At 30.4% G+C, this 25753-nt stretch carries 25 protein-coding genes; 11 read left to right on the top strand and 14 right to left on the bottom strand.

Annotated features, from left to right (window positions below; genetic code table 11):
* Positions 1-7 precede the first annotated feature (7 nt).
* The 6 genes from rlmB to TOPB45_RS06030 all read right to left on the bottom strand — a co-directional run bounded on the left by rlmB (position 8) and on the right by TOPB45_RS06030 (position 5101).
* Positions 8-754, bottom strand: coding sequence for a 23S rRNA (guanosine(2251)-2'-O)-methyltransferase RlmB (gene rlmB, locus TOPB45_RS06055; RefSeq protein WP_013909959.1), 747 nt, complete (start codon positions 752-754; stop codon positions 8-10).
* The gene (gmk, locus tag TOPB45_RS06050) at positions 747-1364 is read right to left on the bottom strand and encodes a guanylate kinase (RefSeq protein WP_013909958.1); all 618 of its coding nucleotides are present in this window, start codon (positions 1362-1364) and stop codon (positions 747-749) included. The genes rlmB and gmk overlap by 8 nt, the downstream gene beginning before the upstream one ends.
* Positions 1351-1632 carry a DUF370 domain-containing protein gene (locus TOPB45_RS06045; protein ID WP_013909957.1) on the bottom strand — a complete coding sequence of 94 codons (282 nt, stop codon included), beginning with the start codon at positions 1630-1632 and terminating at the stop codon, positions 1351-1353. The genes gmk and TOPB45_RS06045 overlap by 14 nt, the downstream gene beginning before the upstream one ends.
* A gap of 151 nt (positions 1633-1783) precedes the next feature.
* The gene (gene pssA / locus TOPB45_RS06040; protein ID WP_013909956.1) at positions 1784-2509 is read right to left on the bottom strand and encodes a CDP-diacylglycerol--serine O-phosphatidyltransferase; all 726 of its coding nucleotides are present in this window, start codon (positions 2507-2509) and stop codon (positions 1784-1786) included.
* Positions 2510-2511: 2 nt separating this feature from the next.
* Entirely contained in the window at positions 2512-3117 is a 606-nt protein-coding gene (locus TOPB45_RS06035; RefSeq protein ID WP_013909955.1) for a phosphatidylserine decarboxylase, read from the bottom strand.
* Between the two features lie 22 nt (positions 3118-3139).
* Entirely contained in the window at positions 3140-5101 is a 1962-nt protein-coding gene (locus tag TOPB45_RS06030) for an ASKHA domain-containing protein (RefSeq protein ID WP_236608013.1), read from the bottom strand.
* Positions 5102-5162: 61 nt separating this feature from the next.
* Between TOPB45_RS06030 and TOPB45_RS06025 the strand changes: the two genes are divergently transcribed.
* Together TOPB45_RS06025 and TOPB45_RS06020 are read left to right on the top strand one after the other, a co-directional pair.
* Positions 5163-6023, top strand: coding sequence for a zinc metalloprotease HtpX (locus tag TOPB45_RS06025; RefSeq protein ID WP_013909953.1), 861 nt, complete (start codon positions 5163-5165; stop codon positions 6021-6023).
* A gap of 14 nt (positions 6024-6037) precedes the next feature.
* Positions 6038-7762 (top strand): ABC transporter ATP-binding protein, encoded by a 1725-nt coding sequence (locus TOPB45_RS06020; RefSeq protein ID WP_013909952.1) that lies wholly within the window; start codon positions 6038-6040, stop codon positions 7760-7762.
* Here TOPB45_RS06020 and waaC read toward each other — a convergent pair.
* From waaC to TOPB45_RS05985, 7 genes are all read right to left on the bottom strand, one after another.
* Entirely contained in the window at positions 7750-8781 is a 1032-nt protein-coding gene (gene waaC, locus TOPB45_RS06015; RefSeq protein WP_013909951.1) for a lipopolysaccharide heptosyltransferase I, read from the bottom strand. The genes TOPB45_RS06020 and waaC overlap by 13 nt on opposite strands.
* On the bottom strand, positions 8778-9341 hold the full coding sequence (locus TOPB45_RS06010) for a D-glycero-alpha-D-manno-heptose-1,7-bisphosphate 7-phosphatase (protein ID WP_013909950.1): 564 nt from the start codon (positions 9339-9341) through the stop codon (positions 8778-8780). The genes waaC and TOPB45_RS06010 overlap by 4 nt, the downstream gene beginning before the upstream one ends.
* A gap of 9 nt (positions 9342-9350) precedes the next feature.
* A complete protein-coding gene (locus tag TOPB45_RS06005) occupies positions 9351-10808 on the bottom strand; it encodes an Rne/Rng family ribonuclease (RefSeq protein ID WP_013909949.1) in 1458 nt (485 codons plus the stop codon).
* A 1-nt stretch (position 10809) separates the two neighbouring features.
* Positions 10810-11646 carry a purine-nucleoside phosphorylase gene (locus tag TOPB45_RS06000; RefSeq protein ID WP_013909948.1) on the bottom strand — a complete coding sequence of 279 codons (837 nt, stop codon included), beginning with the start codon at positions 11644-11646 and terminating at the stop codon, positions 10810-10812.
* Positions 11621-13729 (bottom strand): polyribonucleotide nucleotidyltransferase, encoded by a 2109-nt coding sequence (locus TOPB45_RS05995; protein WP_013909947.1) that lies wholly within the window; start codon positions 13727-13729, stop codon positions 11621-11623. The genes TOPB45_RS06000 and TOPB45_RS05995 overlap by 26 nt, the downstream gene beginning before the upstream one ends.
* Positions 13730-13988: 259 nt before the next feature.
* Positions 13989-14666, bottom strand: coding sequence for an MjaI family restriction endonuclease (locus TOPB45_RS05990; RefSeq protein WP_013909946.1), 678 nt, complete (start codon positions 14664-14666; stop codon positions 13989-13991).
* Positions 14659-15903 carry a DNA methyltransferase gene (locus tag TOPB45_RS05985; protein WP_013909945.1) on the bottom strand — a complete coding sequence of 415 codons (1245 nt, stop codon included), beginning with the start codon at positions 15901-15903 and terminating at the stop codon, positions 14659-14661. The genes TOPB45_RS05990 and TOPB45_RS05985 overlap by 8 nt, the downstream gene beginning before the upstream one ends.
* Positions 15904-16090: 187 nt before the next feature.
* On the opposite strand from TOPB45_RS05985, the gene TOPB45_RS05980 reads away from it, so the two are divergent.
* From TOPB45_RS05980 to rnr, 5 genes are read left to right on the top strand one after another with little or no spacing between them, the layout of a single operon-like run.
* Complete coding sequence (locus tag TOPB45_RS05980; RefSeq protein ID WP_013909944.1) at positions 16091-16843, top strand: ABC transporter ATP-binding protein; 753 nt, start codon at positions 16091-16093, stop codon at positions 16841-16843.
* Positions 16844-16865: 22 nt separating this feature from the next.
* Entirely contained in the window at positions 16866-18023 is a 1158-nt protein-coding gene (locus TOPB45_RS05975; RefSeq protein WP_013909943.1) for a SufB/SufD family protein, read from the top strand.
* Between the two features lie 8 nt (positions 18024-18031).
* A complete protein-coding gene (hisC, locus tag TOPB45_RS05970; protein WP_013909942.1) occupies positions 18032-19129 on the top strand; it encodes a histidinol-phosphate transaminase in 1098 nt (365 codons plus the stop codon).
* 34 nt (positions 19130-19163) lie between these two features.
* Positions 19164-19472 (top strand): hypothetical protein, encoded by a 309-nt coding sequence (locus tag TOPB45_RS05965; protein WP_144011493.1) that lies wholly within the window; start codon positions 19164-19166, stop codon positions 19470-19472.
* Between the two features lie 22 nt (positions 19473-19494).
* On the top strand, positions 19495-21612 hold the full coding sequence (rnr, locus tag TOPB45_RS05960) for a ribonuclease R (RefSeq protein WP_013909940.1): 2118 nt from the start codon (positions 19495-19497) through the stop codon (positions 21610-21612).
* A gap of 5 nt (positions 21613-21617) precedes the next feature.
* On the opposite strand, the gene nikR is transcribed toward rnr, so the two are convergent.
* The gene (gene nikR, locus TOPB45_RS05955) at positions 21618-22040 is read right to left on the bottom strand and encodes a nickel-responsive transcriptional regulator NikR (RefSeq protein WP_013909939.1); all 423 of its coding nucleotides are present in this window, start codon (positions 22038-22040) and stop codon (positions 21618-21620) included.
* A 227-nt stretch (positions 22041-22267) separates the two neighbouring features.
* Here nikR and TOPB45_RS05950 point away from each other — a divergent pair, with 227 nt between their 5' ends.
* The 4 genes from TOPB45_RS05950 to TOPB45_RS05935 are packed head-to-tail and all read left to right on the top strand — an operon-like array spanning position 22268 to position 25749.
* On the top strand, positions 22268-23290 hold the full coding sequence (locus TOPB45_RS05950; protein ID WP_013909938.1) for an aspartate-semialdehyde dehydrogenase: 1023 nt from the start codon (positions 22268-22270) through the stop codon (positions 23288-23290).
* A 14-nt stretch (positions 23291-23304) separates the two neighbouring features.
* A complete protein-coding gene (locus tag TOPB45_RS05945; RefSeq protein WP_013909937.1) occupies positions 23305-24411 on the top strand; it encodes an SPL family radical SAM protein in 1107 nt (368 codons plus the stop codon).
* Between the two features lie 13 nt (positions 24412-24424).
* Complete coding sequence (rph, locus tag TOPB45_RS05940) at positions 24425-25135, top strand: ribonuclease PH (protein ID WP_013909936.1); 711 nt, start codon at positions 24425-24427, stop codon at positions 25133-25135.
* The gene (locus TOPB45_RS05935) at positions 25132-25749 is read left to right on the top strand and encodes an XTP/dITP diphosphatase (RefSeq protein WP_013909935.1); all 618 of its coding nucleotides are present in this window, start codon (positions 25132-25134) and stop codon (positions 25747-25749) included. Before rph ends, TOPB45_RS05935 begins: the two co-directional genes overlap by 4 nt.
* The last annotated feature ends 4 nt before the right edge of the window (positions 25750-25753 follow it).

Below are 25753 nucleotides of genomic sequence, written 5' to 3'. Positions count from 1 at the left end.
CAAAAATTTAAGTATAAAATCTTTGCCTTAAAGTTTCAAAAATTGCAATAGCTGTAGCAATAGAAACATTTAAACTTTCTATTTTCCCTCTCATAGGAATTTTAGCTAAAAAATCACATTTTTCTAAGATAGTTTTTCTTATACCTCTCCCTTCATTTCCTACAATAAAAACCAAAGGTTTTTTTAAATCTAATTCATATATAGAAATATCAGATTTGTGAGTAAGTCCAATTATCCAAAGATTTTTTTCTTTAAAAAAGGATATAGCATGTTTAAGGTTATTTACCTTTGCTATAGGTATATTAAATACAGAACCAGAGGAAACTTTAATTACAGTCTCATTTATATCACAGGCTCTTAATTTAGGTATTACTATCCCGTGAACACCTCCTGCATCAGCAGTTCTTATAATAGAGCCTACATTTTGAGGATCCTCTACTTCATCAAGCATAATAACTAAAGGATTTTCCTTTTTATTTTCCCAATTTTTTACAATATCTTCTAAATCTGCGTATATAAACTCACTTATGTATGCTACCACACCTTGGGTATTCGTATTAGGTGAAATTTTAGGGGGTCTGAAATCTGGTTTGGAAATTAATTTTAATGGAATCCCAAATTTTTTAGCTTTTTCAAGTATTTGATATTTTTTACCTGAAAGAGTTGTCTTATTTAACCAAATTTCTTCAATAAGTTCTGGATGAGAATTTAAGGCTTCTAAGACTGCATTAACTCCATAAATGGCTTTACTCATAAATTAATGATTTTAAAATATTTTGCCAATTGTTATTTCTAAAGGGTCTACAAAGTTCGGCTTTAATAATTGAAAAAAAATTATCCTTTGCTTTTTCCAAATCGTCATTAACTATGATATAATCAAACCAGCCTGCAAATTTAATTTCTTCTTTCGCCCTTTGAATACGCTCCTTTATTTTATTTTCATCTTCTGTCCCTCTTTTTTTAAGTCTTTTTTCTATTTCTTCTATACTTGGAGGAAGAATAAATATAAAAACTGCAGAATTACCAAAATAGGATTTCATACGAGTTGCTCCAATTACCTCTACATCTAAAATCAGATGTTTGTTTTGAGAAAAAGCCTTTTCTATTTCGCTTTTAGCAGTCCCATAGTAGGTACCAAAAACTTCTACCCATTCCAAAAATTCTCCATTTTTAATCATTTCTAAAAACTTTTCTTTATTTATAAAATAATAATCTTTTCCATTTATTTCATCTTTACGAGGCGGACGAGTTGTGTGAGAAACAGAAATATAAAATTCTTCAGGAGGTAAATATTTAAGAAGGGAGGTTTTACCTGCTCCTGAAGGACCTGTAACAACAATTATTAAAAATTTATTCTTCTGCATCCTTTTCTAATTTTTCTAATGTATCACTCATAAACCTTTGAGCCACTGTTTCGGTCTGAATAGCAGAAAGAATAACATGATTACTATCAGTAATTATTATAGATCTTGTTTTGCGACCTTGAGTAGCATCAATAAGATGTTTAGCCTCTTTTGATTCCTCTTTAAGTCTTTTCATGGGTGCTGAATTTGGATTAACAATAGCGATAATCCTATTAGCTACTACGAAATTTCCAAACCCAATATTAAGTAATTTAAACGGAGTCCCCATATCTCATCCCCTCTTTTAATATATTTAATCTTAAAAGAATTTTTTTTATTTTAACCAAAAATTTTAAATCAAGTTTTCAATTTGTCAATTTTTCTTTTAATTTCTTAAAATCCTATTTTAAATTGCTATCCCTTACTAAAGTCTTAAAATATCAACTCTTGAAAGTGCCCTTCTTGGTAAAGTTTTTAAAAAAATTTTTACGATTATTTTTAAAAAATAAAAAGGGACCCAAAAGCAAATAAAAACTAAATATTATAAACAAATAAAAGGATGGGTTAGAAGCAATTATTGTTAATCCAAGAATAAAAAACACTAAGAAGTAAAAAGCTTGTGCTTTCTTTATTTTAAATTCTTTAAAACTGGGATATTGAATAGGAGAAACTAATAAATAAGCTACAAGGTAAGTTAAAATTAGCAACCCATAGGTTTTGTAAATAGGATCAATGTCAGTTTTTAAAAGAAAAAGAACAGAGGAAGCTAAAATTCCAGCTCCTGCTGGAGAGGGTAATCCTTCAAAATAACTCTTTTTAAAAAGATTCTTTACATTAAACCTTGCTAATCTTAAAGCTACACAAGTAGCATATAAAAAACTTGCTGACCAACCAATTTTGTTGAAACCTTTTAAAGAAAATTGATAAATTAATAAAGCTGGGGCAATTCCAAAAGATACAAGATCACACAAAGAATCATACTCTAATCCAAATCTACTTTGAATTTTAAAAAGTCTTGCTATTCTTCCATCAAAAATATCAAAAAATATAGCTAAAAATATTCCCAAACTTGCTTTAAAAAAATCTCCATCTATAACTTTAACAATAGCATAAAATCCAAAAAAGATATTTAGGGTGGTAAATATATGAGGAAGAAGATAGGTCATGTTTAAGTCTTTAAAGGAATTCTTCCAAGAACAGTTTCACCAGCAAAAACTTTATGTCCTTCTTTAACGTAAATCTCAGTTCCCTCTAATGGAAAATAAAGTTCAACTCTTGAACCAAATTTTATTATTCCTATCGGATCTCCTGTAACTACGTCATCTCCGGGAAGAACAAAACTCTTTATTCTTCTTGCTATAAGTCCTCCTATCTGAATTACCCAGAAAGGACATCCATCTTCTCTTTCAATAAGATAAATTTGTTTTTCTCTGTTTTCTTCTTTGAAATAACTCATTTTCAAAATTTTTCCTGTAACTGGGCTTTTATTGATGTGCACATCCCATAATCTCATAAAAATACCTATCCTCCAGAGTGTTCCCGGATACCAATCTTTTTTTTCTTCTATTTTACAAAGAACTATCTTTCCATCGGCAGGGGAAATGATCAATTCAGGATTTAATACAGGTTCCCTTTTGGGATCTCTAAAAAAATAAGCGTTTAAGGTGCTTAACATCAAACCTGCAGCTGCTAATTTTTTCTTTTTAAAAATTAAAGCAGTTGTTGAGAAAAAAAGAGGATATAGTACCCAGGGAATCCCTTCTTTGTGAATCATTTTTATCTCTCCATTTAAATTTTTAAATTTTTAAATTTTTTACTGAAGGAAAAAGATCTTCATTGGTATGGGGTAAAAATAAGGTAGCCATGTAATATTCCATATATTTTGGATAAGTTGAAAGTTCAATATTGGTCATCATATTAACTACTTTTTCCATTTTTAAAAGTATTTCCTTATATGATAAAGCAAGTTTTGCTCCTTCAAGGCTTGTATTTCCTAAAAAGAAAAATTTTTCACGAGGAATATCTGGCAAAAGTCCTATAATAATTGCTTCCTCTAAATCTATATAATTTCCAAAGGTTCCTGCTAAATAGATTCTTTCAACATCTTCAAAAGAAAGTCCTATAGATTCTAACAATACTTGACATCCAGCAAATATGGCTCCTTTGGCTCTAATTACGTTTTCTATATCATTTTCGGTAAAAACAATATCTTCACCGGTTGCTGAATTTTCTTTCCAAACTACTACATACTCCCATCCATCTTCACCTTCTCTTAATCTGGGATGTTTTGTATCTCTTACAAATTTACCTGATCTATCTATAAGCCCCACTTTAAATAAATTAGCCAAAAGTGAAACTATTCCAGAACCACATATTCCCTTAGGTGGTTTTTTTTCTATAGTTAAAATCATTGGTTCAAAAGAGACAGGATCAATATTGACAACTTCAATAGCTCCTGAAACAGCCCTTATTCCGTTTTTTATTCCCCCTCCTTCAAAAGCAGGTCCTGCTGAACAGGCAGCACACATTAAAAATTCTTTATTTCCTAATACAATTTCACCATTTGTTCCAAGATCTATAAATAAGGTTAAAGGCTCTTCTTCTGCCATGCGAGAGGCAACAACACCTGCAACAATATCTCCTCCTACATAACTTGCTTTACAAGGTGCAAGCTGAATTAAAGTAGTTTCTTTAAGAGGAAGTTCTAAATCCTTAGCAAAAATTAAGGGAAATTCAGTAGCTACTGGAACATAAGGATATTCCCTTAAATATTTAGGCTCCAATTCTAAGAACAAATGACTCATTACTGTATTCCCTGCAAGAGAAATTAAGTTTATATCTTCTAAATTTTTTTGTGCTTCTCTTAACATTTCTTCAATTAAATTTACTATCTTTTCTCTAACCTTAGATGCTAAAATCTTTAAACCATCTTTTCTTTTAGCAAACTCAATTCTACTTATCACATCTTCACCATAGCTTATTTGAGGATTATAATCAGAAGTAAAAGCTAAAGTTTCTCCAGTATTTAAATCTATAAGCTCAAGCTGTAAAGTTGTAGTTCCAAGATCTATTGCTACTCCTAAGTTATAAGAAGTTTTGTCTCCACTTTCTATATCTATTAAATAGTATCTATCCTTTCTTGGATCATAATATAAGTTTAAAGTTACTTCAAATTCTTTTTCTCTCAAAATGTGGGGCAATTTTTTAAAAATATTTATATTTACTTCGGGATTTAAAATTTTTTCTTTTTCTAACGCATATTTTATTCTTGTCCAATCTGAAAAGTTTTCTTCAATGGTAGGTAAAGGGAGTTTAAAATAAAGTTTTTTAAAAGGGGAATCTGGTATTTTTTTGATTTCTTTTGATAAAAAAGCAGGTCTCTTTTTTGGTTTTAGAAAAGTTGCCCTTTTTTCTATATAACTTTCTATAGGAATTCTAACAACTAAATCTGAAAGAGGAAAAGTTGCACAAGCTTTATAAAAATTATTCTCAATAATTTCTCCTTTTACTTTTCCTTCTTCAATTATGATTTTACATTTATTACAAACCCCAGCTCCTCCACAAGAGGCATTTATATGAATACCATATCGCATTGCTGTGTCTATAATAGTTTCTCCTGGAAGTGTAGTAACTTCTAAATTGTAAGGTAAAAATTTAATTTTAAACATGATCTTTTTATTTATAACTTTTAATCTAAATGTCAATACTTCGATAATAAAGACCTCTAAAAGTTCTTTAAAATACCGATTTCTTGACAACCACCTATTTTTACTTATAATTTTTAAAACAAAAGAAGCAAATTAGGAGGTGAAAAAGTTTATGTGGAATGTCTTAAAAACTTTTTTATTTTTAGCTATATTAAGCATTCTTTTTATTGTAGTTGGAAATTTAATCGGAGGAAAAACAGGGGCAACTATTGCTCTTTTCATGGCTTTAATAATGAATTCTATAGCCTATTTCTTTTCGGATAAGATTGTTCTTGCAACAACTGGAGCTGTACCTGTGGATCGTAGTCAAGCTCCAGAACTTCATGCTATAGTAGAGGAAGTAGCAAGAAAGGCTGGAATTCCTAAACCTAAAATATATATTGTCCCTGTTGAAACTCCTAATGCTTTTGCTACTGGAAGAAATCCTAAAAATGGCGTAGTTGCTGTAACTTCAGGATTATTAAAACTTTTAAATACTGAAGAATTAAAAGGGGTTATAGCACATGAAATTGCTCATATTAAAAATAGAGATATTTTAATTTCTACTATCGCTGCTGTATTAGTAGGAGCTATTACTTATCTTGCTCATATGGCTCAATGGGCTTTAATGTTTGGTGGAATTCATAGAGATGATGAGGATAGAGGAAATCCACTTGGTCTTATTGCAACCCTTGTTGCTATTATTATTGTTCCTATAGCTGCAACACTTATTCAACTTGCTATAAGTAGAAGTAGAGAATTTTTAGCTGATGAAACTGGAGCTAAAATTATTAAAAACCCAGGTGCTTTGGCAAAGGCTCTTGAAAAATTAGAAACCTGGAACAGAGCTTATCCTTTAGATGTAAACCCTGCCCATGCTCAGATGTATATTGTAAATCCTCTATCAAGTAAAAGTTTATTTAAATTATTTTCAACTCATCCTCCTATTGAAGAAAGAATTGCGAGACTTATGAAATTAGCAAAAGAAATTTAGGAGATAGGTTTTCTTTGGAACTTCTTTTTTTCCTAAAAAATATCTTACATTATTTAAAACCTTTCTGGAAAAAATTTCTCCTTGCTCTTTTTTTTGCTTCTCTTACTTCTACTTTAACAGGTTTTAGCACCTGGGCTATAAAACCTATTTTTAATTATGTTTTTATAGAAAAACATTATGAATATTTTAAATGGATTCCTTTCTTTATCATTTTAATTTTTACCCTTATGGGATGTTTTTCCCTTCTTCAAGCTTATTTAATGAAAGATGTTTCAACAGGAATGGTAAATCTTATTAGACTTGATCTCTTTAAAAAATGTCTTTCCATCCCTGTAGAACATTTAACTAAATATGGAGAGGGGCAAACTATTTCAAGAGTGATAAATGACACCTCTCAAATTGAACCTATCTTAGGTGATAATCTTCAAACCTTTTTTAAAGAAACTTTGACTGTTTTTGCTCTATTAGGAGTTGCTTTTTATCAAAAATGGGATCTAACTTTGGTTGCACTATTAACTATCCCTATAATTGTCTTTGGAGCTAAAGCTTTAGGAATAAAAACAAGAAAAGCAAGAAAACTTGCTCAAAGTGCTACAGGAGAGCTTACTCAAAAAATGAATGAAATAACTAAAGGGATAAAAGAAATAAAAATAAGTGGCTCCTATGATAAATTGTCAGATCTTTTTTTAAAGGAATTAAATAAATTCTATAGATGGAGCTTAAAAATTACCAAATATAGAGAAGGTTCTAAAAGTTTAGTAGATATTATGACAGGATTTGGAGGTGCTTTAGTTATAGGCTATGGAGGTTTTTTAATTATAAAAGGCTCTCTTTCTCCAGGAGCCTTTCTTTCTATCTTGGCATCTATCCTTCTTATCTTTAATCCCCTAAGAAAACTTGCAAGGTCTTATACAGGTTTAAAAGAAATTCAAGGAGCCTGGATAAGAATCCAAGAAATTTTTGAATTGCCAGAAGAAAAAGGAGGAACTTTAAAAGCCTTTGCTCCCTCTCAGGGATTCTTGTTTAAAGATGTATCTTTTAGATATTCACCTCAATTACCACTTGCTTTAGAAAAAATCAATTTATTTATACCTACTAATAAAATCACAGCTTTAGTTGGGCAAAGTGGATCAGGAAAAACTACTTTAGTTTCTCTTCTACCAAGATTTTATGATCCTCAAGAAGGAGATATTTATTTAGATAGCACTCCTTTAAAAGATTTTGACATTTCAAGTTTGAGAAGTCTTTTTGGTATGGTTTTGCAAGAACCTTTTCTCTTTAATCTTTCAATTTGGGATAATTTAATAATGGTGAAACCTTCTGCTACAAAAGAAGAAGTGATAGAGGCTTGTAAATTAGCTATGATTCATGATTTTATTGAAAAACTTCCTCAGGGCTATGAAACTATTCTTGGGAAAAATGGATTGAGTCTGTCTGGGGGAGAAAAACAAAGATTAGCTTTAGCAAGGGTTTTTCTAAAAAAACCTCCTATAATAATTCTTGATGAAGCTACAAGTCAACTTGATAGTATAACAGAATTTGCTATCCACCAAGCTTTAGAAAATTTAAAAGACAAGCATACTATTATTATTATTGCTCATCGTTTATCAACTGTTAAAAAAGCAGATAAAATCGTTGTTCTTGACAAAGGAAAAATCGTAGCTGAAGGAACTCATGATGAATTACTGGAAAAATCTCCTCTTTATCAGGAACTTTATAAAACTTTTCATAGAGAATAATACTTTATAATTAGCTCTTCCAAAGCATTTTTTACTTCTTCAGGCTTTATCTCAAACATACACTTTAATTCTTTACATTTTTTCTTAAAACAGGGGCTACAAGATAAAGAACTTCTAATAACTTTAAAATCTCCAGCCCAAGGTCCGGTTCTTTCTGGAGAAGTTGGTCCAAATAAGGCTACTACAGGTTTTTTTAATGCTTCAGCTATATGCATAGGTCCAGTATCAACACTTACCAAAGCTTTTGAATCTTTTATTAAGATTATTAGTTCTTTTAAAGAAAGTTTACCAACTAAAGAATAAATATAGGGGTATTTTTTTTCCATTTCTTCTGCCCACGATTTTAAATTTATTTCTGATGAACTTCCTGTGATAAATATATCAAAATTCTTAGCTAAATCTTTACAAAGCTCTATAAGTTTTTCCCAATGCGAAAATGGCCACCATTTAGTCTCCCAACGTGCAGAAGGAACAAAAACTATATAAGGTTTTTTAATAAATTTAAGCTTTTTATTTAATATTTCAGAAGAAAAAATTGGTTCTGGTATTTCTTCAGAATAAATTAAATCCTTATGCTTTCCTAAAATTTCGATCGCTTTTTTGGTAAGAAAAAGGTATCTTTTAACTGCATGTAAATTTTTATCATAGGGAGGAAGTTTAAGGTTATAAAAAAGGGGGCTTCCCTCTCTATGATTGGCAAAGCCAATTTTATACTTAGCTTTGCTTAATCCAGTAATAATTCCACTTTTTAAAAGTCCTTGATAATCTATAACTACGTCGTACTCCTCTGATCTTAAATCTTTTAAGAATTTTTTCAGGTTTTTAAAAGAAAAAAAGGTATTATTTGAAAAAACTAAAATTTTATTGAGATAAGGATGCTTTTCTAAGATTTCAGCATTTCTTTTATCTACAACCCAATCTATCTTAGATTCAGGAAAAACCTTTTTTAATAAACTTAAAGAGGGTAAAGTCTGAACTACATCACCTAAAGCTGAAAGTTTTACTATTAAAATTTTCACTTTTTCTGAAAACAATCCTTTATAATAAATTCAGCAGCACTTTTAAGATCCTTTGCTACAAAATGGGGAAAAATCCCTTTTTGAGGAGCTACATATTTAAGTTCCCCCTTCCCATATCCTGTCAAAACAAGAATTCCTTTTATTCCAGCGTTTTGTGCTGTTTCTATATCTATAATTTTATCTCCTATTAAATATGATCTTTCAAGGTCTATGGAGTATTTTTCAAGAGCTTGTAATATAAGACCAGGTTTAGGTTTTCTACAAGAACAATTTTCTTCTGGATGATGAAAACAGATAAAAAAATCATCTATAGAAACACCTTTCTTCTTAAGTCTTTTTTGTAAAAGTTCATTTGTCTCAAAAACTAACTCTTTTGGAAAGTAACCTCTTGCAGGTCCGCTTTGATTACTAACTACAATTAACTTAAATCCGTAATCTTTAAGAAGTTTTAAAGCAGTTGCTACTCCTGGTAAAATTCTTAAACGAGAAAGATCATTAATATAACCCATTTCTTCATTGATAGTTCCATCTCTGTCTAAAAATACTGCTGGTTCTTTCATAAATTTATTTTACATAATATGAAATTTATACTCCCAAATAGGGAATTCCTTATTTGGTTTTAAAGTAGCGGTAAAATTATATTTTTTTTCAAGATCTTCCAAGTATTGGATTTCTTCCCCTATAATCTCAGATAGCTCAGGATTTATCTCTATTTCAACCTTCTTATTTTTAATATGGGGACCCATTTTCATAATTCTTCTTAATATTTCATAATAAATAGTCCTCTTACTTTTTATTTTTCCTTCACCAGAGCAATAAGGACAAGTTTCATAAAATATTTGATAAAGAGACTCTCTTTTTCTTTCTCTTGTCATTTGAAGTATCCCAAAAGGAGAAATAGGTAAAATGCTGTGTTTAGCTTTATCTTTTTTTAAAGCTTCTTTTAGTGTCTGTACAACTAATTCTTGATGTTCAGGATTTTCCATATCTATGAAATCAATAATAATGAGCCCTCCTATATTTCTAAGCCTCAATTGATAAGCAATTTCTTCTGCAGCTTCTAAGTTTATTTTAAAAACTGTCTCCTCAAGCTCTTTAGTTCCAGTATATCTTCCTGTATTAACATCTATAGCAGTGAAAGCTTCGCAAGGTTCAATTACAATAAAACCACCTGATTTTAACCATACCTTTCGAGAGAGTATTTTTTTTATATCTATTTGAATTCCATGAGCTGTAAAAATATCTTCATGTCCTTCATAAAGTTCTACATAAGGAGTAAGATGAGGGAAAAACTTATTTAAAAAATTTTTAATCTGTTCATAAAATTCTTTATTATCTACTATTATGGCTGAAATCTGTTTATTAAAAAGATCTCTTATTGCTCTTAAAGCTATATTTAATTCTTCATAAATAAGGGCTGGAGCTTTTACTTTTTCTGCTTTTTCTTTTATTTCTTGCCAAAAATTCAGTAAAAACTCCATTTCAATTTTTAGATCTTCTTCAGAAGCCTCAACTGCAGCAGTCCTTATAATCCAACCAGTATTGAGGGGTCTTATTTTATCTAACATCTCCCTTAATCTTTTACGATCCTTTTCATTATTTATTTTTCTTGAAATACCTATATGATTCATATAGGGAAGATAAACTAAGTAGTGCCCAGGTAAGGTAAGATTGGTTGAAACCCTTGCTCCCTTGTTTCCTATAGGCTCTTTTATTACTTGAACCAAAATCTCTTGCCCTTCTTTAAGAATTTCATGTAGATGGGTAATCATTATACCTTCTTTATCCCAATCTACTTCACCTGAAGGCATTATATCATCACCAAAAAGAAAAGCAGTCCTTGACAAACCAAGATCTACGAATGCTGAATTAATACCAGGAACCACTCTTACCACTTTGGCTTTATATATATTCCCAACCAATCCCTTTTCAGAAGGTCTCTCCACATAAAATTCTACTAATTGATTTCCCTCTATAAGCCCGACTCTTGTCTCAAACGGTGTATAACTTATAAGTAATTTTTCCATTTTAAATTTTTAAATCCCTTATAAATGCCCTTATAATTTTTTCTAATCTTTTTTCTGTTTTTTTAGATTGTTCTACCACTTCAGAAAAAAGAATAGGTTTGAAATTGTCAGGATCATTAACATTAGAAATAACTGAAATTCCTAAAACTTTAAGTCCTGCATGGACAGCTACAATTACTTCAGGCACTGTAGACATTCCAACTGCGTCTGCTCCTATCATACGTAAAAATCTTGTTTCTGCAGGTGTTTCTAAACTTGGTCCAGGAACTGCAACATAAACCCCTTCTTTTACTTCTTCATTAAGTTTTTGGGAAACCTTTTTAAATAAATCCCTCAGTTCTAAGTCATAGGCACATGACATATCAGGAAATCTTGGCCCCCAAGCTTCATTATTAATCCCTCTTAAGGGATTATCTGGAATTAAATTTATATGATCTTTTATAATCATTATATCTCCAGCTTTAAAACTTAAATTTAATCCTCCTGCAGCATTAGAAACTATATAAATTTTTGGTTTAAAGAGGGTAAGCACTCTTAAAGGAAAAGTTAACTCTTTTGCAGAATAACCTTCATAATAGTGAAATCTTCCTTGTAAAACAGCTACTTTTTTATCTTCTAAATAACCGAAAACAAGTTCCCCTTTATGAGTTTCTACTGTAGAAATAGGGAAATTTGGAATTTCTCTATAAGGAAAAGTTTTTACTTTTTCAACTTTTTCTCCCAGAGAAGAAAGACCAGTTCCTAAGGTAATTATTATATCAGGGGCAAAAGGGACATTTTCTTTTAAAAATTGGTAAGTCTCTTCAACTTTTTTAAAGTATTGGTCCTCCTCTTTCATCTGTTAAACCTTCTTCACTATCAAATTTAGTAGTAAATCTTGGTCTTCCAAGTTCATCAAATTCTAAAACCTTTACCCTTATTTTTTCTCCAATACTATAAGCTGATTTTAAATCCTTAGGAGGATTTTCCATCTTAGAAATATGTAAAAGACCTATTTTACCAGGGAATACTTCTACAAAAAGTCCATAAGGTTCTATTCTTGTTATCTTTCCTTCGTAAATTTTACCTATCTCAATTTCAGCAATTATAGCTTCTATTTCTCTTTTTGCTGCCTCTATATCTTCTTTTGTTTTTCCAGTAATAGAAACTTTTCCTCCCTCAAGAACCCATATTATAGTGTTAGTTTTTTCTCTTATTTCTTTTACAGTTTTTCCTCCCGGACCTATAATTAAGAATGCTTTGTCTTCTGGAACAGTTATAATTTCAATTTTAGGAGCATAAGGTGAAAGTTCCTTACGAGGCTCCGGAATTGCTGAATACATTTTTTCCAATATAAATAAACGTGCCTTTTTAGCTTTTAATAACGCTTCTTCCATAATTTCTTTTTTTAACCCCTTTATTTTTATATCCATTTGAATACTTGTAATTCCTTCTTTTGTACCTGCAACTTTAAAATCCATGTCTCCTAATTGATCTTCCTCTCCTAAAATATCTGTTAAGATAATATATTTATCTTCCTCCATCACAAGTCCCATTGCAATCCCAGCTACATGTTTACTTACAGGAACTCCTGCATCAAATAAAGCAAGAGAACCTGCACACACAGTTGCCATAGAAGTGGAACCATTAGATTCAAGAACGTTAGCTACAATTCTAATAATATAGGGAAAGGTATCTTCTGGTGGAATTAAGGGTTCAAGTGCTCTTTCAGCTAAAGCCCCATGTCCTATTTCTCTTCTTCTTGGTGGTCCCCAGGGTCTTGCCTCCCCTGTAGAAAAAGGTGGAAAATTATAGTGGAGCATAAATCTTTTAAAAGTTTCTCCTTCATAGATACTTTCAACCATTTGTGCTTCTTCAGGTGAACCTAAGGTAACAGTAGCAAATACCTGGGTTTGTCCTCTGGTAAAAATGGCACTCCCATGAGGTCTTTCAAAGGGATGGATTTTTATCTCTATTGGTCTTATTTCATCAGGGGTTCTTCCATCAATTCTTTTCCCTTCTTCAAAAAGTTTTTTTCTTAAAATTTGGCTAACTAATTTTTTATAAAAATAACTAAGAGCTACCTTATTAATCTCTTGATTCTCTAAACTCGCAATAAATTCTTCTAAAATTTTATTAAGTTCTTCTTTTCTCAACTTTTTATCTGGAATTTCTAAAGCTTTTATTATTTTATTGTAACAAAATTCATTTAGCCTATTTATTAGTTCCTCTGGTAAATTAAGAATTTCTATCTCCTTTTTAGGGATACCTATTTGATTTCTTAGATTCTCTTGGGCAGATATTAAAGCTTGACATTTTGTTAAAGCCAAATAAAGAGCATCTATAACAACTTTTTCTTCAACCTCTTTTCCTCCTCCCTCAACCATAACAATTGCATCTTTGGAACAGGCAACAACCAAATCTAAATCTGCCTTTTGTCTTTCTTCATAGGTAGGATTGATTAAAAACTCTCCATCTATTCTAGCGATCCTTATACCTGCTAAAGGACCTTCAAAAGGAATTTTAGAAATATGTAATGCTGTTGAGGCTCCTATAATTGAGAGAACATCAGGATCAAATTTCTCATCAGCAGATAAAGTTAAAGCTGTTACCACTACATCATAGAAAAAACCTTCAGGAAAAAGAGGTCTTATAGAACGATCAATTAGACGGGAAACTAAAACCTCTCTATCAGTTGGTTTCCCTTCTCTTTTTATAAATCCTCCAGGGATTTTACCCCATGCAGAGGATTGCTCTCTATAATCAACTGAAAGCGGGACAAAATCTATCCCTTCAACTAAATTTTCTCCCATAACTGCAGTAACCAAAACTGCAGTATCTCCTTGTTTAACAATTACTGCTCCATCAGAAAATCTGGCGTATTCACCAGTTTCAATTATAATCGGCGCAGAAGAACCAATTTCAACCTCCAATCTCTCCATAGACTTAATTCCTCCTCAGAAAATTTTGAAATTTGGTTAAAGTTTAGAATATAACTTAAATTTTTCAAGATAAAATTGTTTTCCTATTTATCACACTAAAGCGCAATTTTTATCAGGCTTTAATCCCTCGGTTGTCCAGGTAAAATTTGTGGATTAGAAGTTAATTGAAGACTTGTGCAGAAACCTTTTTGAAATACTTTCCTTAAATAAACTTCTTAAATGCTAACAAAATTAGCAATTACTTGTTATAAGAATAAAGTTATTTATAATTGTTCACTAATTTTAATTTTTTGATTAAATCTTTAATTTCCTCAATTACTTCTTTATTATATATTTCCTTTTTATCCCCTTTCTTAATGGAAAAAATAATAAACACCTTACCACCAATTTTTTCTTCAAAACTCTTGTGCGTTCTGCTAAGCCAATCTTTCCACTTGTGAATTTCTGGAGTTTGATTATAAGTAATGGGTTTTATCTGCAGACCTATATATTTTCCATTTACCTCTATATAAAAATCTACATTATAAAGTCTATCCCATTCGTCGGGTGCTGGTTTTATTTCTATATTTAATTCCTTTCGTAGTTTTTTATAAACAGTATCTATTTCTGTTTGATAACCCTCAAAAGTTCTATTTATGACAAGATTGTAAATATATTTCACACAATCTTCTTCTGACACTTCATCTATTTCAGCTCTTATTACTTCTGTGATTTTGGTGTAAAGCTTTTTCCCAAGATATTCAAGATATTCATAAGGTTCAAGAAAAATATTTTTCAAAGAAAGAAATTCTTTTAATTTTTCAAAATAACAATTTTCCCATTCTTTAAGATCCTTAGGGTCACACTCCCTTATCCATTCCGAAACAGGACCGACGCTATCCTTTTTATTAAGTCCCCATCTGTTAGTTGCCATGTTAAGTATCCATTCTTTAGCCACATTTTGTCTCCTTTTCCAATTCTAAAAACTTTCTTTTTAATTTATATTCTTTCTCTCTATCTGCTTGAGCTATTCCTGACTTTATAAGATAAGCATTAATAAAAATTTTATTTTTTAAATACACATAAGCAAAAATCGTATTTTTATTTAATACTGAATTGCTTTCTAACCTTAGCATGACTTCTTTTTTCAAGAGATATTCTTTTAAATATTTAATTGCCCTGTCTTTATCAACAATATTTACTCCTAAAAACTTTACTAAAAGACCTGTATTAAGTTTTATTGTATTTTCATCTACTATATCAACAACTTTATACAAAGCATTTTTTCTAAAATTTAACTTTTTGGGATCTAATTGTGGTTTTGCATCTTGGATACTTGGTTTGTAATTTACATTGTTTAGTTTTATTTTTTCATTTCTTTTAATTATTTCTACATCATAAACTCTTAATAGTGAATTTTTTATACCCATCTTTTCTTTAATTATTTCAAGAAAATTTTCGTTTATCTCATATCCTACAGCATTTCTTTTTAATTCAAGGGCAACTTTTACAGTTGTTCCACTTCCTACGAATGGGTCAAGCACGGTATCTCCTATAAAAGAATACATTTTTATTAACCTTTTCGGTAATTCCTCTGGAAACATTGCTTCATGATTTATTTGTTTCTCACCTCCAAACCCCCAATGCCCAGCAAAATATTCTTTCCACTCTTCTTTGGTAAGCTTTGAATTTTCCTTTATCTCTTTTGGAACTTTCCCTACTGTCCCAGGTTTTTTAAAAACTAAAATAAATTCATAATCTATCTCAATCATGCCATTTGGTGGATAAGGATAGGAACCCATTACAACCGCTCCACCTGTTGTATTCATTGTAGTTTTTTTCTGCCAAATGATTGCTCCCATGTAATCAAAACCAATTCTTTCACACTGAGATATAACCTCAGCATGCAAAGGAATGATTTTATATCTTCCATATATAACTGACCTAGCAAATTGGTCCCCTATATTAATACATAATCTTCTTCCTGACTTTAAAACCCTAAAACATTCTTCCCAAACCCTATATAAATCTTTCAAGTATTCATGAAGTGTTTGACCATATCCAATCTGACCAACCTTTCCATAATCTTTTATATGCCAATAAGGAGGTGAAGTAACAATAAGATCTATACTTTCATCTTTAATTTCAACCATTTTTCTGCTATCACCAATAATTATTTTAGCCCAAGGTATCATAGAGTTTTTTAACTTTTTACCAAAAATTATAACCTATTCTGTAAAAATTGATAGAATACTTTAGCTTTAGTAAATATTATAAAATAAATTCTCAAAAAAGTTTTAAAAATTGTTTAGCATTATAGTAAAAATTTTTTAAAAGTGTATTATAATAAAAATCAAATCTACTTAAATAAGGGGTTCAAAAATGGAAAAACTTTTAGAAATTAAAGACCTTTGGGTAGAAGTAGAAGGGAAAGAGGTTCTTAAAGGGATAAATTTGACACTTCCTGTAGGACAAACTCATGTAATATTCGGAAGAAACGGTTCAGGTAAAACTTCTCTTCTTATGACTATTATGGGTTTTCGTACCTATAAAATCAAACATGGAAAAATTTATTTTAAAGGTGAAGATATAACAAATCTTCCTCCTTATGAAAGAGCAAAAAGAGGTATTGGGATAATGTTTCAAAGACCCCCTACTTTAAAAGGAGTAAAACTAAGGGATATTTTAAAACTTTGTGCTAAAGAAAATAGTGTAAAGATTGAGGAATTAGCACGAACTTTTCAATTTGAAAACTTTCTTGATAGAGAGGTAAACAAAGGTTTTTCTGGAGGAGAGCTTAAAAAAAGCGAACTTCTTCAACTTTTAATACAAGATCCTGACTTAGTCTTGCTTGATGAACCAGAATCAGGTGTTGATGTAGAGAATATCCAATTAATCGGAAATATGATTAAAAGACTTTTACAAAAGGATATTCCTCATAAACCAAGAAATAAAAGTGGTTTAATAATTACTCATACAGGATTTATTCTTCAATATGTAGCTGCTGATCTTGGATATGTAATTATGGATGGAGAAATTTATTGCCAAGGGAATCCTGTAGAAATATTTGAAGGTATCCAAAAATATGGATATGAAGAATGTAAAAAATGTTTGAAAAGAATTAAACTGTTTTAAGTTTAAATCTTTTGGAGGATTTATGGAAGAAAAGACAGTAGATTTAAAAGAATTTAAGTCAGCTAAAGAAGCACCCAAGCCAAAAGATCTTGCTGAACTTGATAAAGAAGAGAAAGAGCGTCTTAAACTTCTTGGTTTAGATGAGGAATTAAAAAGGGAAGGAGAATATGTTCAAATAGATGCAGTACCACTTCTTTGTCGGAAAAAAGTAGAAGGATTGGAGATTTTACCTATCACCGAAGCTTTAAAAAAATATGAATGGATTAAAGATTATTATTGGAAGGCTGTTTCTCCTGAAAAAGATCAGTTTACAAAAGCTGTAGCAGAAGATTTAGATGATGGCTATTTTATAAGAGTTTTCCCTAATTATAAATTGGTATATCCTGTTCAAACCTGTCTCTATATAAGAACTGAAAACATAGCTCAAAAAGTTCATAATATCGTAATTGTAGAAGAGGGAGCAGAACTTAATTTAATCACTTCTTGTTCGGTTCATCCTCATATAGGATCAGCGCTTCACATAGGTATATCTGAGTTTTATATTAAAAAGGGAGGCAAATTAACTTTTACTATGATTCATATGTGGGGAGAAAAAACAAGTGTAAGACCAAGAACAGGTATTATAGTAGAAGAGGGAGGAACTTTTGTTTCTACTTACGTTAGTCTTTTTCCAGTAAAAAATATTCAAACAGCTCCTGTTTGTCGTTTAATAGGAAAGGATGCAAAGGCTTCTTTTATTTCCATAATTGCAAATCATCCTGATTCTTATATAGATATAGGTGGAGAAGTCCATTTAGAAGCAAAAAATTCAAGAACAGAGATAATTTCTCGTAATGTAGTCTATGGAGGTGAAAATATTGCTCGAGGTAAAATTATAGCTAAAGCTCCAAAAGTAAAAGGACACCTTGAATGTCAAGGACTTATGTTATCTGATAAGGGAATTATGAGGGCTATACCTGAATTAGATAGCTTCTTTTATGATGTAGAATTAACTCATGAAGCTGCAGTAGGTAAAATAGCTCAAGAGGAAGTAGAATATCTTATGGCAAGAGGGTTAAGTGAAGAGGAAGCAATTTCTCTTATTGTAAAAGGATTTTTAACTATTAAAATAGAAGGAATACCACCTGCTTTACAATCTCAGATTGATAAAACTTTAGAACTTGCAAAATTAGGATTTTAAATATAAAAATGTCTGTTAAACCTCATTTAAAATCTCTTAAACCTTACCCTCCTGGCAAAACTATAGAGGAATTCAAAAAAGAATTATCAATTTCAGGAAAAATATATAAAATGAACTCTAATGAAAATCCATTGGGTCCTTCCCCTAAAGTATTAAATGTACTTAGAGATTCCCTTTCTCAGATTAATTACTATCCCGAAGCGAGCTATAAAGAACTTAAATCAGCTTTAGCTAAAAAATGGGATGTTTTGCCTGAACAAATTATATTAGGAAACGGATCAAATGAAATAATTGATTTTCTTTTTAAAGCCCTTATAGATTCTCATGAAGAAATTATTATAAGTAAACCAAGCTTCTTAATGTATGAAAAATTTGCCCAAATATACGGAGTTAAGATAAAAACTATACCCTTAACTAAAAAATTAACACATAATTTCAATAAAATTTTAAAAAGTATTACAAAAAAAACAAAAATTATATTTTTAGATCATCCTCATAATCCCTCTGGAAGTGTTTTAAATAGAGAATCTTGGGAAGAATTTTTAGAAAAAATTCCTCCTCATGTATTAATAGTAATAGATGAAGCTTATGGAGATTTTATAGAAGACCCTTCTATCCCTTTAGGAATAGAATTTTTAAAGAAGGGCTATAAAGTTTTAATTCTTAGAACTTTCTCTAAAGCTTTTGGTCTTGCTGGATTAAGACTGGGATATGGGATAACCTTTTTAGAACTTTCTAAAGTACTTGATTTAGTGAGACAACCTTTTAACATAAATATTTTAGCTTATAAAGCTGGTTTAGCAGTTCTTGAAGATAAAGAATATATAGAAAAAAGCATTAATTTAGTAAAAGAAGGAAGAAAATATTTAACAGATGAATTAAAAAATCTTGGATTTAAAGTTTATCCCTCTCAGGCTAATTTTATTATGGTTGATTTTGGAGAAAAAGTAGAATTTTTATATGAGCAACTTCTAAAGAGAGGCTTTTTATTAAGACCTTTAAAGGCTTATGGATTTCCTAAAGCTTTAAGGATTTCTATAGGCTTACCAGAGGAAAATGAAGCTTTTATAAAAAATCTTAAAGATATCCTAAATGTTTTATCTTGACAAAAATTTTTTAACAAGTAAGTTTAATTAAACAATGAAAAACAAATTAGAAAGGTTTAGTATGGGTATAATTTTTGTGATATTTCTTATAGGTGGTTTAGTAATTTTTAATGGTTATAGTAAAAATGCCTCTTCAAATCCAGTAGAAGAAAAACCAAGGGATTTTAAATGTTTAAAATGTCACAAAGGTTCTAAAAGTCTTGAAAATATGGTAAAAGAAAAAAACATTACTTCTGCAGAAGAGCTTAGAGTTTTAATAAGAAAGGGTCCTAAATCTGGACTCCATACAACTGTTCCTGATGAAGATTTGGAAAAGGCTATTCAATACTTAAATCTTAAATAGTTTAATTGGTTTATAATTTTTCATGCCCTCAAAAAAGAAAAAAAAGTCCCTCTATAATTTAGAAGAAGAAATTCTTTCTCTCTTAAAAAAACAAAAAGACTTTCTTTTTCTAAGAGATATTTATCATCATTTACATGTTCCTCCTGAGAAAAGAAAAGAGATAAGAAGAGCTGTTAAAAAATTACTTGAAAGCGGAAAAATAATTCAATTAAAAAGAAGAAAATATGGTCTTCCAGAGAAATTTCCTATTTATCAAGGAAAACTAAGAGTGCATCCTGATGGTTTTGGATTTGTAGAAACTGAAGATGGAAAAACTATTTTTATTCCTCCAAGAAAAATTAAAAACGCTTTGAACGGTGATATAGTCCTTGCAAGGATCGAGAAAATCACTTCTAAAGGACCTGAAGGGAGTATTGTCAAGGTTGTAGAAAGGAAAAGAAAAAACATTGTTGGATACTTAGTTAAAAGAGGTAAATATTTTTTTGTTGAACCAGAGGATCCAAGGTTTCCTTTTGAAATTTTTATTCCTAAAAAACGTCTTCATGAAGCTAAAAAAAATCACTTAGTGGTTACAAAAATTATTCAAAATACTTCAGAGTTCGGACTTCCTGTTGGAGAAATAATTAGAGATCTCGGGGATCCTGAAAAATTAGAAACCCATGCTTGGGCTGTAATTTATGCTCATGACCTTCCCCATCAATGGAGTTCAAAAGTTCAAAAAGAACTCATAAGAATACCAGATGAAGTTACTCCTGAGAATAAAAAAGGAAGGGTAGACCTTACAGAAATTCCTTTAGTTACCATTGATGGAGAAAATGCCAGAGATTTTGATGATGCAGTATGTGTAAAAAGAACTAAAAATGGTTATAAACTATGGGTAGCTATAGCTGATGTAGCTCATTATGTTTTAAAAAATACTTTTTTAGATAGAGAAGCCTATTCAAGAGGAACAAGTGTTTATTTTCCCAATATGGTTGTCCCTATGTTTCCAGAAAAGCTTTCTAATCACCTTTGTAGTTTAAATCCCAAGGTTGAACGTCTTGCTATGGTAGTAGAAATAGATTTCACCAAGGATGGAGAGATTATTAAACAAAACTTTTATGAAGCTGTTATAAAATCCCATGCCCGTTTAACTTATACAGAAGTAAAAGAAATGATAGTTGATAAAAATAAGAAAGTTATTCAAAAATATGAAACCTTATATCCCATGTTAGAAGTTGCAGCTGAACTTGCCCTTATTTTAAGAGAAAAAAGACTTAAAAGAGGAAGTCTTGATTTTGATCTTCCAGAACCAGAGGTAATTATAAATATGAAAGGAGAAATAGAAAATATCGTAAAAAGAGAAAGAAATTTAGCCCATATGCTTATAGAAGATTTTATGATAGCTGCTAATGAAGCTGTGGCGGAATATTTAACTAAAAGAGGATATCCTTTTCTTTATAGAATTCATGAAAAGCCGGATCCAAATAAATTTAAACAACTTTCAGAGATATTTTTAGCCTATGGAATAGATATTAATCATCCAGAAGAGCTAACTCCTCATTTTTTCCAGGAACTTATTACCAAATTTAGCGGAAAACCTTACGCTTATTTGTTTAATTTCCTTCTTTTAAGATCCCTTAAACAGGCAAGGTATTCTCCGGAAAATGTAGGACACTTTGGTCTTGCTTCTACTTGTTATTGTCATTTTACTTCCCCTATAAGAAGATATCCCGATCTTGTAGTTCATAGAACCCTTAAAAGGGCTCTAAGGAATAAAAAGCCTCCTTATAAAGAGGAAGAATTGGAAGTAATGGGTAAATTTTTATCTGAAAGAGAAAGAATAGCTGAAGAAGCTGAAAGAGATATATTAAAAAGATTTCAAGCCTTCTTTATGAAAGACAAAATAGGGGAAGTCTTTCACGGAATTATTACAGGAATTACCGCTTTTGGCTTTTTTGTAGATTTAGAAGAATATTTAGTAAGCGGAGTAGTAAGATTAATTGATATAAAAGATGATTATTATGTTCTTGATGAAAAGGGAATAACTCTTGTAGGAAAAAATACAGGCAAAACCTTTCAATTAGGACAAAAAGTCAAGGTTAAAGTTAAAGAGGTTGATTTAAAAAGATTTTACATCAATTTTGAACTAATAAATTAAGTTTTTTAAGAGGGTAAACTTTTCCCAAGAGTAGTTAGGGCTAAATTAAGATGAAGAACTCCCTTTTGTGCCTGAATTTTATCTGCAAGATCCTTTATCTCATTTGCCTTTCCTCTTACTAAGATTGCCTCTAAGCATCTATCATGATCTACATGAATGTGTTGGGTAGTAATAATTTTATCATAGTAATCATGCTGTATTTCAATTAATTTATCAGTAAGTTCTCTTTTATGATGATCATATAAATATGTTATTACACCTACAACTTCTTCTTTTGATTCTCTCCATTCCTCTTCTACTAATTTCTGTCTTATCAAATCTCTAATTGCCTCTGAACGATTAGCATAGTGTTTTCTTTCTATATATTCATCAAAAGCTTTTAATAATTCTTCAGGGATAGAAATCCCAAAACGTGCTAACTTTTCCATTTAACTATCCTCCTTTAGTGCTACTTATTTTGATTCTATAACTTTAAAGTTTGAATATTAAAATAACATGATTATTAATTTTGTAAAGACTATGAAAAATAAATAAGATTTTTTATATTGATTGTGAGAGGTTTTATGTTATTTGATACTTAATCTAAAAAATCTTGAAATCTTTGAGTTATATGATAGTTTTTAGAATTTAGTAATTTAATTATAGGGGGCTAAAAGTGAAAGAATATAATGTAGCTATAGTAGGAGCAACAGGGGCAGTTGGTAGAATGATGCTTACTGTTTTAGAAGAAAGAAACTTTCCTGTTAAAAATTTAAAACTTTTTGCTTCTCCTAAATCGAAAGGATTAAAACTCCCTTTTAAAGGAGAAGAAATTGAAGTAGAAGCATTAGAAGAAACTAAAAGTTTTAAAGGTTTAGATATAGCTTTATTTTCTGCAGGTGCTCAGAGAAGTTTAGATTATGCACCGCTTTTTGCAAAGGATGGTGTTGTAGTTATTGACAATTCAAGTGCTTGGAGAATGGATCCAGAAGTTCCTTTAGTTGTTCCAGAAGTAAATCCCCATGCAGTAGCAGGATATAAAAATAAAGGAATTATCGCCAATCCAAATTGTTCCACTATTCAAATGGTAGTTGCTTTAAAGCCTTTACATGATTATGGAAAAATTAAGAGAATTATAGTTAGTACTTATCAGTCAGTTTCAGGAGCAGGGCAAAAAGCTATAAATGAATTAGAAGCCCAAGTGAAAGCTTGGTGTGAAGGAACTCCTATGCCACCTCCTAAATATATTCCTCAAATTATAGCTTTTAATTGTGTTCCCCATATAGATGTATTTCTTCCTAATGGATATACTAAAGAAGAAATAAAAATGATTGAAGAAACTAAAAAAATTATGGAAGATCCTAATATAAAAGTAACTGCAACAACTGTAAGAGTTCCAGTTTTTTATGGACATGCTGAATCTATAAATATAGAAACGGAAAGAAAAATTACTGTAGAAAAAGCAAAAGAACTCCTTGAAAAAGCTCCAGGAGTAATAGTGCTTGATAACCCTAACGAAAAACTTTATCCTCTTCAAATTGAAGTCGCTGGAAGAGATGAAGTTTTTGTAGGAAGAATAAGAGAGGATTTTTCTATAGAAAATGGACTTAATCTTTGGGTGGTTGCTGATAACCTTAGAAAGGGTGCTGCAACTAATGCAGTTCAAATTGCAGAAATTTTAATTCAAAATTATCTATAGAATTTACTCAATTAATGGAAATTTTTATTGAGGAATCAGCCCTTTCTTTTCAATTAACTAAAAAAATTCTTAAAGATTATTCTGCAAAAATAATAACCTCCTACGAAAATTTTAGATGGGAAGAAAAACCCTTTTATGAACTTATCTCCTTAGGTAAAAAAAGACTTTTTCTTATTAATTATAAAGGCAATTTCTTCAAAGTTTGCCCTGGAACAAAAATCTATTTTTGTTGTGGATACAAGATTTTTCATTTTGGAGAGGGTTGTCCCTTAGATTGTAGTTATTGTATATTACAGACTTATCTAAATAGACCTGGGCTCAAAATTTGGGCAAATTTAATAGAAAATGGACTGTCAGAATTGGAAAAAATTTTAGATGAACATAAAAAACAAAAAAAAGTTTTAAGAATTGGAACAGGGGAATTTGCTGACAGTATGGCTTTAGAATCTATTAGTAATGTCTCTGAAATTTTGATAAACTTTTGGGAAGAAAAAGATCCTTTGGCTGTGCTTGAACTAAAAACTAAGGTAGCTATTTCAGAAAATTATTTTTCTAAATTTAAACCAGATCCAAGGATTATTTTTGCTTGGTCTGTAAATACAGAAAAAATTATAAAAGAGGAAGAAAAAGGAACAGCACCCTTAGAAAAAAGACTTGAAAGTGCTAAAAAAGCTATTAATTTTGGATTTACAGTAGCTTTTCATTTTGATCCTATTATTTTTTACGAAGATGCAGAAAAAGAATATCCTAAAGTTTTAGAAAAAATTTTAAACACTATCCCTCCTGAAAAAATAGCTTGGATAAGCCTTGGAACTTTAAGATATCCTAAAGAATTAAAAATTATAGCAGAAAAAAGGTTTCCCAAAACCAAAATTTATTCACAAGAATTTATAGAGGGTTTAGATAATAAAAAACGTTATTTCATAGATTTAAGAAAAAAACTTTATATTTCTTTTAAAAAATTAATAAATGAAGTAAAAGATTTAGTAACTTTCTATTTTTGTATGGAGGGGGAAAGAATTTGGGAAGAAATTTTAGAAAAAAGAGTGACTTCTTCTTTCGAAGTAAAGCTTCTTCTTGATAAGGTTGCTTTAAAGCTTTGTTATACTAAAAACAATTAAATGAGGAGGTTAAATGAGAATTGATGGAAGAAAACTTGATGAATTAAGACCTGTAAATTTTATAATTGATTTTTTAAAAAATCCTTTAAGTTCAGTACTTGTTGAGTTTGGAAATACTAAAGTTTTATGTACTGTAACTTTAGATGAAAAGGTACCACCCTTTTTAAAAGGAACTGGAACAGGTTGGATTACTGCTGAATATGCCTTTATTCCTGGTGCAACTGTAGAAAGGACACCTCGAGAAACAATGGGAAGAAAAGGAAGATCTATGGAGATTCAAAGAATTATAGGACGTGTTTTAAGAGGTGTAGTAGATTTAACTAAATTGGGAGAAAGAACCTTATGGGTAGATTGCGAGGTTTTAAATGCAGATGGAGGAACAAGAAGTGCTTCTGTGACAGGAGCTTTTGTAGCTTTAAAACTTGCTATAAAAAGACTTTTAGAAAGAGAAATTATTAAAGAGGATCCAATTTTAGATTATTTAGCAGGGGTAAGTGTAGGTAAGATAGGTGACCAGTATTATCTCGATCTTAATTTTGAAGAGGACCTAATTGCAGAGGTAGATGCTAATTTTTTTATGACCCAGTCAGGTAAAATTATTGAAATACAAGCAACAGCTGAAAAAGCACCCTTTTCTTGGGAAGAAATTACAATTATGAAAGATCTTGCTTTTAAGGGTATTTTTGAATTAATTAAAAAACAAAAAGAGGTACTAAAAGAGTGAAAAAACAAATATTACTTATAGCAACTTCTAATATGGGAAAAGCTAAAGAAATAAGTGAAGCTTTAAAAGACTTTGATTTTGAAATAAAAACTCTAAAAGATTTTCCTAATATAACTCCCCCTCAAGAAACTGGAAATACCTTTTTTGAAAATGCCTATCTCAAAGCCAAATATTATGCAGAAAAAACTGGACTTTTATCCTTAGCAGATGATTCTGGATTAGAGGTAGATATCCTAAATGGAGCACCAGGAATTTATTCCTCTCGATTTGCAGGAGAAAATGCTTCTGATGAAGAAAATAATAAAAAACTTTTAGAACTTCTCAAAAATGTACCTCTTGAAAAAAGAAAAGCTCGATTTGTTTGTGTTATAGTAGTTTATCATCCAAGTGGAAAATATATAAAAAGTGAAGGCATTTGGGAAGGACTTATAGGATTTGAACCGAGGGGTTCTTACGGATTTGGGTATGATCCCATATTTTTAGTTCCTGAATACAATTACAAAAAAACCGCAGCTGAACTCCCAATTGAAGAAAAAAATAAACTAAGTCATAGAGGTAAAGCCTTAGCAAAACTTAAAGACATTTTAACTGAATTTTTAAAATCTATAAGCTAAGATT

It is taken from the genome of Thermodesulfobacterium geofontis OPF15 (assembly GCF_000215975.1).
GTDB classification, from domain to species: Bacteria; Desulfobacterota; Thermodesulfobacteria; order Thermodesulfobacteriales; family Thermodesulfobacteriaceae; genus Thermodesulfobacterium; species Thermodesulfobacterium geofontis.
Note: the sequence above shows the minus strand (reverse complement) of the source record. Positions and strands in the feature narration are given on the sequence as shown.

Excerpts from the sequence above, each read along its gene's own strand:
- rlmB (WP_013909959.1), bottom strand. The coding sequence starts at position 754 with ATGAGTAAAGCCATTTATGGAGTTAATGCAGTCTTAGAAGCCTTAAAT.
- gmk (WP_013909958.1), bottom strand. The coding sequence starts at position 1,364 with ATGCAGAAGAATAAATTTTTAATAATTGTTGTTACAGGTCCTTCAGGA.
- TOPB45_RS06045 (WP_013909957.1), bottom strand. The coding sequence starts at position 1,632 with ATGGGGACTCCGTTTAAATTACTTAATATTGGGTTTGGAAATTTCGTA.
- pssA (WP_013909956.1), bottom strand. The coding sequence starts at position 2,509 with ATGACCTATCTTCTTCCTCATATATTTACCACCCTAAATATCTTTTTT.
- TOPB45_RS06035 (WP_013909955.1), bottom strand. The coding sequence starts at position 3,117 with ATGATTCACAAAGAAGGGATTCCCTGGGTACTATATCCTCTTTTTTTC.
- TOPB45_RS06025 (WP_013909953.1), top strand. The coding sequence starts at position 5,163 with ATGTGGAATGTCTTAAAAACTTTTTTATTTTTAGCTATATTAAGCATT.
- TOPB45_RS06010 (WP_013909950.1), bottom strand. The coding sequence starts at position 9,341 with ATGAAAGAACCAGCAGTATTTTTAGACAGAGATGGAACTATCAATGAA.
- TOPB45_RS06005 (WP_013909949.1), bottom strand. The coding sequence starts at position 10,808 with ATGGAAAAATTACTTATAAGTTATACACCGTTTGAGACAAGAGTCGGG.
- TOPB45_RS06000 (WP_013909948.1), bottom strand. The coding sequence starts at position 11,646 with ATGAAAGAGGAGGACCAATACTTTAAAAAAGTTGAAGAGACTTACCAA.
- TOPB45_RS05995 (WP_013909947.1), bottom strand. The coding sequence starts at position 13,729 with ATGGAGAGATTGGAGGTTGAAATTGGTTCTTCTGCGCCGATTATAATT.
- TOPB45_RS05985 (WP_013909945.1), bottom strand. The coding sequence starts at position 15,903 with ATGATACCTTGGGCTAAAATAATTATTGGTGATAGCAGAAAAATGGTT.
- TOPB45_RS05980 (WP_013909944.1), top strand. The coding sequence starts at position 16,091 with ATGGAAAAACTTTTAGAAATTAAAGACCTTTGGGTAGAAGTAGAAGGG.
- TOPB45_RS05975 (WP_013909943.1), top strand. The coding sequence starts at position 16,866 with ATGGAAGAAAAGACAGTAGATTTAAAAGAATTTAAGTCAGCTAAAGAA.
- hisC (WP_013909942.1), top strand. The coding sequence starts at position 18,032 with ATGTCTGTTAAACCTCATTTAAAATCTCTTAAACCTTACCCTCCTGGC.
- TOPB45_RS05965 (WP_144011493.1), top strand. The coding sequence starts at position 19,164 with ATGAAAAACAAATTAGAAAGGTTTAGTATGGGTATAATTTTTGTGATA.
- rnr (WP_013909940.1), top strand. The coding sequence starts at position 19,495 with ATGCCCTCAAAAAAGAAAAAAAAGTCCCTCTATAATTTAGAAGAAGAA.
- nikR (WP_013909939.1), bottom strand. The coding sequence starts at position 22,040 with ATGGAAAAGTTAGCACGTTTTGGGATTTCTATCCCTGAAGAATTATTA.
- TOPB45_RS05945 (WP_013909937.1), top strand. The coding sequence starts at position 23,305 with ATGGAAATTTTTATTGAGGAATCAGCCCTTTCTTTTCAATTAACTAAA.
- rph (WP_013909936.1), top strand. The coding sequence starts at position 24,425 with ATGAGAATTGATGGAAGAAAACTTGATGAATTAAGACCTGTAAATTTT.